The sequence below is a fragment of the Mucilaginibacter sp. SG538B genome, assembly GCF_013376065.1.
GTDB classification, from domain to species: domain Bacteria; phylum Bacteroidota; class Bacteroidia; order Sphingobacteriales; family Sphingobacteriaceae; genus Mucilaginibacter; species Mucilaginibacter rubeus.
The window spans coordinates 1-6,232 of the sequence record NZ_JABMJI010000001.1 but is presented as its reverse complement, the minus strand read 5'-3'; the positions used below and the strand labels follow the sequence as shown (position 1 = coordinate 6,232).

General features: G+C 44.7%; 7 protein-coding genes. 4 read left to right on the top strand and 3 right to left on the bottom strand.

Annotation, left to right across the window (positions count from 1 at the left end; all coding sequences use genetic code 11):
* From FHW88_RS29990 to FHW88_RS00020, 4 genes are all read left to right on the top strand, one after another.
* On the top strand, positions 1-417 hold a 417-nt coding region (locus FHW88_RS29990; RefSeq protein ID WP_218117106.1), incomplete at its 5' end, for a hypothetical protein.
* Positions 418-1,717: 1,300 nt separating this feature from the next.
* Positions 1,718-1,990: a hypothetical protein gene (locus FHW88_RS00030; RefSeq protein WP_176622206.1), complete on the top strand. Its 273-nt coding sequence runs from the start codon at positions 1,718-1,720 to the stop codon at positions 1,988-1,990.
* Between the two features lie 8 nt (positions 1,991-1,998).
* On the top strand, positions 1,999-2,253 hold the full coding sequence (locus tag FHW88_RS00025) for a hypothetical protein (RefSeq protein WP_176622205.1): 255 nt from the start codon (positions 1,999-2,001) through the stop codon (positions 2,251-2,253).
* A 481-nt stretch (positions 2,254-2,734) separates the two neighbouring features.
* Positions 2,735-3,781 carry a hypothetical protein gene (locus FHW88_RS00020; RefSeq protein WP_176622203.1) on the top strand — a complete coding sequence of 349 codons (1,047 nt, stop codon included), beginning with the start codon at positions 2,735-2,737 and terminating at the stop codon, positions 3,779-3,781.
* A gap of 116 nt (positions 3,782-3,897) precedes the next feature.
* Here FHW88_RS00020 and FHW88_RS00015 read toward each other — a convergent pair whose 3' ends face one another.
* The 3 genes from FHW88_RS00015 to FHW88_RS00005 form a co-directional block, all read right to left on the bottom strand.
* The gene (locus FHW88_RS00015; RefSeq protein WP_176622201.1) at positions 3,898-4,041 is read right to left on the bottom strand and encodes a hypothetical protein; all 144 of its coding nucleotides are present in this window, start codon (positions 4,039-4,041) and stop codon (positions 3,898-3,900) included.
* Between the two features lie 162 nt (positions 4,042-4,203).
* Positions 4,204-5,271, bottom strand: a complete 1,068-nt coding sequence (locus FHW88_RS00010) for an AAA family ATPase (RefSeq protein WP_176622199.1) — start codon at positions 5,269-5,271, stop codon at positions 4,204-4,206.
* Positions 5,272-5,713: 442 nt separating this feature from the next.
* The gene (locus FHW88_RS00005) at positions 5,714-5,953 is read right to left on the bottom strand and encodes a hypothetical protein (protein WP_090535008.1); all 240 of its coding nucleotides are present in this window, start codon (positions 5,951-5,953) and stop codon (positions 5,714-5,716) included.
* Positions 5,954-6,232 lie beyond the last annotated feature (279 nt).

Genomic DNA, 6,232 nt, shown 5'->3' with positions numbered 1-6,232 from the left:
CTTCGAGAACCTCAGCATGACACCCGTTTTAATGTTGTCAACCTGAGTGCAAAGGCCTGTCACCCTGAGCTTGTCGAAGGGTCGCGCGCAGAGGCCCTTCGACAAGCTACCCATGACAAGATAAAAAATGTGTTTTTTCGCAGCAGATCAGCTTCGGGTGAAAACGAGCAGAACGATGCTGGGCAGTGCGGCTGCAGGGGCATAGCAAGTTTTTGCAGAAGCGGAGGCATTGCGTGCGAATCGGGGCAAAATAATTGCAGCCCGTGGTTCTGTTCGTTTTGCAGAGTGAAGGCCGTGCCGATGGCTATGGGGCCAGGTTGTGCGCAAAGAAGCCTCTCTGCTACAAGCCCTTTTGGTTACTTTTGTGGCAAGACAAACGGCGGAGCCTTCTTGAGCACCTTAAAAAATGAACAATAGCGAAAAACGCTCCTGGCCCCGCGCGGCCAGGAGCGTGACGATGTAAGTTTATAGAATAAAGTCTTTTATCTGCCTGCTGGGGATTGCTTCGTAACTCAGCAATGATGTGGTGGGTTTGTCATTTCACCTTCAGCCTCCCCGGATTTAAACACTCAGCATAACACCCGTTTCTCAATGCCTCAAATCCGAAATCGAAAATCCCAATTCCGAAATCAAAATAAATGGCGTTGCCTGCGGCCCGGGCTTTACGCTGCAAATCCTCGCCTTGCCCCCGCGCGAGGCCTGCACAAGGCTGTGGGTTTTCCGCTGCAATCCCTAACGCGGCCGACGCTCAAAACCCAAAAAGGAGATGATAAAAAATAGTTTGTCCGTCCGTTTTGGGGAAGGGGTAGGTGCGGACTGATTGCGGACAAGTTTTAAATCTCCCTCTTTGAGAGGGTGGTGTGTTGGTGTGGGTGACAGATAAGCGACTTTGCTTATCGTTTAACCTTGCATACGGGCCACAAGCCGGGAGGCTTGCGGCAGCGATCAATTATTTTTGCTACCGCAAGCGTCCTCGCTTGTGGTTCGTTTGCTAAGTATTGGATTTGCTTGCCGTAGCAGGGCGGACAGAATGGCTAAGGGTTTATTTATTACTTAGCCTTGCATGGCGGCCACAATGCACAGTGTCAAGATGCAAGGATTTGTTATTGACTCCCAGTTGCCGAGGTGTGTGGCTTTGCTCAACGTTTAGCCTTGCATACGGGCCACAAGGTACAACCTTGCGGCAGCGCTTTTTATTTTTTTGCTACCGCAAGGCTGTGCCTTGTGGTTCGTTTGCTGAGTATTGGGTTTGCTTGCGGTAGCAGGGGAATAATATAACTGTTTAATATATTGATAATGATCTATTAATATAATAGTCAGATTAGTAGGAAATAAGGAAATAAATTCTTTTCTTTATGTACACCAAAACCCTTAGACATGAAAATCCTATTCTTATCTCTAACTATGCTTTTAATAGCATTCTCTTCTTTTGCCAGACACAAACATTATAGAAATCAAGGGGGCCACTATTTAGGTGGTCATGGAAGTTCTCATAGAGAAGAACATTATACTAATCATAGAACGGGTAATCACTATACGCATCATTAATACATACTAAACTTGTAACTATTTAGTTATAAGTTCGTAAAACAATTACTTAATAAAGACTATTGTTTATAACAGAGTATTTTATCTTTGTAATCAACATTTTTTACGATGGTTGTATTTATCAAAAAATATCAACACATTACACCAAAATCAAAAACGGAAAAACCATATGTCATTAAAACTCATCGCCAAGGTGGAATCATTCGGTCCTGCTGGCTACATTGCTTTCATAGATAGCATCAAGGGTTTAGTAGTTCAGGCAAAGACACCACAAGAAGCAATCAAGGAATTACTTCTATCATTCAAAGCAAAAATTGCTTTTGATTACAACATTAAAATAGACAGCATTCAAGAACAGGAGTTTGAAAGCGAAGAAGCATTAGCTGCCTATGAACGAGATATAAAAGAAGGGGAAAACGAAATTAACTTGAGCCTATACTAATCTTTAAAATGACTATACCTTATCTAAAAAGCAGCGAACTAATAGAGTTACTACAATCAAATGGATACGAAATTGTTAGTGATGAATTTTGGGAAAAACACAATCGTATTATCTTTAAAAAAGATGGCGAAACTTTCCCGCTACAATATGAACAAGTATATTACTATCCATTTGTAATTAAAATTTGTTCAATGTTAGGTATAGACCCACCAGAAGAATGTAAAAAATGCCATGAACAATGGCTATCCCAAAAAAACAAATAATTTGCAGCCTCCTTAATGGAGGCTTTTTTTGTGCATTGCAATTCCCCTCGCATGTGTGTCGCGTTTACCCCACCCATCTGGCGCGAGTATTCAGCGCTGCCAAAAGCGTGGCGTACTCGTGACTTTATAAGCCTTTCAAACAAACTGGATGCAAATTCAAAAAAGTCACGAGTACTCAACCCACAACCTCCCGCTGCATACTCGCGCCAGCTAAGGACCTGGTAGGGTGGTAAACTTTGGCCGGAAGTAGCAGCTCCCTTAGCGGACGGACGCCCCTGTAATTAATAAATGTGATCCAATAGCGTGTACCTGTTTAACTGATTTAGCTATACGCTACACATTATGCTATACAACAGCCGTAGTTAACAGCCATGTATATAACTAATTAATTTACTTAGTTAAATATTTCTATCCCCCTCAGGAAATAAACCTACATCTAATCGCACTTTAAAAATCACACTAAACCTAAATAATCAATATAATGAAAAGCAAACATTTACTTTTAGTCGCTATGGCGGCTTCGCAGGCGTTGTTTTATTCCTGCCGAAAAGAGAACAGCCTGGCAGTTGAAAAGCCCGACATGCCAGATGCATCTGCAAAACTTGCTGCATCAGCAACAATAGTGGGCTCAGTTATCACCATTGCAGGGAGTAACCAAACATCCAACACCGGGCCCGAACTGGCAGATGGAGTTGGGTCGGCAGCCCGCTTCTTCTTCCCCGCCGGCATTGATCTGGCCGACGATGGAACCATGTACATTGCCGATTTTGGGAATAGCGCCGTACGTAAAATTACACCGCCCAACATTGTAAGCACCATACCTATCCCAAACCGTGCCGATGGAGAAAAAATATATAATCCCCAAAATATAAGGCGTTCGGCCAATGGCACGTTAAACATTATAGTCGGCACCGATGGTCGGCAGGCCTTCAATAAACACCCGATGTGGATTTTGAACACCGATGGCTCTGTCAGTACCTATATTGCCGAACCAAATTCGGGCGTATATAACTGCCTGGAAAGAGATCCATTTGGCACCTTGTTTTTTACGCAGGAACGTACCCTGAAAAAATTTGTACTTAATGCCAATGGACGAATAGGTGCCAATGCCTGGTCTCCCAACCCCGATTCGCTTAATATAGCCGACAGGCCCTTTGGCACCAAAATTTGGGCTTTAGTATGCGCAAACAATGGCATAAAGTATATGATAATAGGAAATCATCTATATAAGCTCACACCATCGGGTCTTTTCACCGAAATTTACCGCGACCTTAACCTTTCAGGAGTGAGTACTTTAGTAGCTACCAAAGATAGCCGTACCATATATCTCGTTCAGTATGGCGCAATAAAAGCCCTTTTTAATGGGAAGCTGCAATACATAGCCGGCCCCAACCCACACTATCACGATGGTCGCGATGGCGTAGGGTCAAGTGCCGATGTTTATGCCCGCAATCTGGCTTTATCTAAAGATGAAAGCACGCTTTATTTTACTGATAACTTTAAGGTGAGGAAAATTATTTTGCGATAATATAGCCATGTTGCTGCAATAACGCCTAAACAGCTTTTTATTCGGTATAGCGACAACAAAAAGGTCTGCGCCAATATGGGGCAGACCTTTTTAATTTCCTCTTTTAAAAATTAAGTTTATTCTTTTGCTCTCTTGTTGGCTGGTTCAACCCATTTTTCGCCGAGGGCTTCAAGCGCGGCGATAAGCTTTTTCTTTTCAACGCTATTGTCAGGAACAATAGCCAGCTTTTCACGACGGGCCTCCTCTCTCCGCTGGCGCACGCGTGCCGCGTGTGCACGTATGCTAAGCTTACATCATCGCAAAACTCAAAATCTCTTATTCCGGTAATCATTCTGCTATAGAGAAAAAAGGCAATATCGATAAGGTACACGCTATACGCGTGCGCCAACCTAAGGCCTTAAAGTTTTCCCTGTTGGGGAGATTTAGAGGGGGTGATTCAGCATCCTATTCACACTTCCCACGCTCAGCCCGAGCCGCTCAGCTACCTGCCGCTGGCTTAAACCTTCATCGCTTAATTTTTTAGCTTCCCGGTGCATGCGTTCGCGTTCCTGCCTCGAGGCGTCGCGCAGGTGGTTTTTCTCGCAGTCATGGCCCGTAAAAACAAACTTTAAAAAGCCTTGATGCCGTTCCAGTTGGGCAAGGCATATATTGTCGGCACCATACATTTCGGCAGTGCTGCGCTGCTTAATTTGCTTTAAATACCGCTGGCCGGGCATCGAGTGGCTTTCGCCCATGGCAAAAGCACTGTCGCAGAAATTGATGAGCATTTTACTGCCCTGCAAATCATTGCGGCTCAGCGGCAGCCGCGGGTTACGCTTAGGCGTATGGGCCAATACCAGGATACTTACCCCGTGGCGGGTTTTAAGCTTTTTCAATTCCTTCATCAGCAGCAGGGCAGCCCCGGCGCTCTCGGTTCCGTTGCGCAGGCAGGTAATATTATCAATGATGAGCACCCGGGCATCGGTACGCTTAATGCCCCGCGTTAAAGCTTCAATCACATACCTGTCCAGCTTTTGATAATGCGAGCTTGCACGGTTAAACTGGTTGTATTCGCCGCGGTAAAACTCGGTGGCAAAATGATAACGGTTTTGGCCGTCGGTATAGCGTTGTTCAAACTGCTTGCCGGTAAGTTCAAAATCAATATACAACACCGGCGAGGCTTCGGCGCCAAGCGTAAAGGGAGCAATGGGTTCGCCCCGGGTAATACTGTCTGCCAGTTGCACAGCCAGCAGGCTTTTGCCCATATTGGTATCGGCAAACAGGATGCACAGCTCGCCCTCCAGCCAGAAGTTGCCAAACAGCATTTGGGGCGTTTCGTGTTCAGTTTCCATGGCCATCCACTCATTGGCCGGGTAAATATCAAACAGCTCAACCACAGCATCCGGGTCGGAGATCATAACCTCTCTCTTGCGCCCAAGCTTATCCGCCGCTTCCCGCACCTCATTTTGAATCATTTGAATAACCAGGGGTTTTTCTGCAGTATGGTCCATAATTTGTCGCGCCCCTGTCCGGCCGCTCAAAAGCCCGAAACATCCATCGTTATTTGCCGCCAACCCGCCGGCAATCATGAAAGGCACTCAAATTTACCCACTAAAAAGCCCCCCAATGGTGACAGCATTTTGTCAGTGTTCAATTTTTAAAAACCGGGTGTTCAACGTTCAAAAACAAATTTACATAAACCACTGATTATCAAATACAAGTTGTTCAAATCACGACTTTGAACAGATTTATCAATTTATAAAGCACTGATTATCAGTCGTTCAATTTTACAACAAAACACCAGGTGTTTACACTTTCAAAAATTGAACAGTACAAATAGGTAAGTGCCAATGCTCCGAAACAGCATTGCCCCCCCCGACCAGACACCCCAACAAACAAAAAAGGCCCGCCAAACCTGGCAGACCTTTTAAATTCTTCTACAAAACCAATCCCTTATTCCCTGCTTTTTTTCTTAGCAGGTTCAACATATTTTTCACCAAGGGCTTCAAGAGCGGCGATGAGTTTTTTGCGTTCTACGGCATTGTCGGGCACGGTAGCCAGCTTTTCACGACGGGCCTCCTCCACCTTGCGGATCTTCTCGTCAAAAGCCCTGTTGATTTTATCAAGCTCGGGCGTGGTATCCAGTTTTGCTATTTCTGCTTTAATTTGGGCTGCTAATTTTTCAAATTCCATGGGGCTATTTTTGGAAGCGCAAACATAAAAAAATGATTGTAAGTTATTATTACCACAATAAAAAGTATGTGTGTTAACTTGTATTTTTTGTTGCTGCTGAAGCGCGCTATGGAGAGTATGACAGGCTAATGAAAAGTCTAATAACGCAAAAAAGCCTTAGTAATTAGCTAAGGCTTTTGCGTTTGTTACACTATTGAAAGTGATAAAGGGTGGCACCGACCTACTCTCCCACGTTTTACCGCAGTACCATCGGCTCTGGCGGGCTTGACTTCTCTGTTC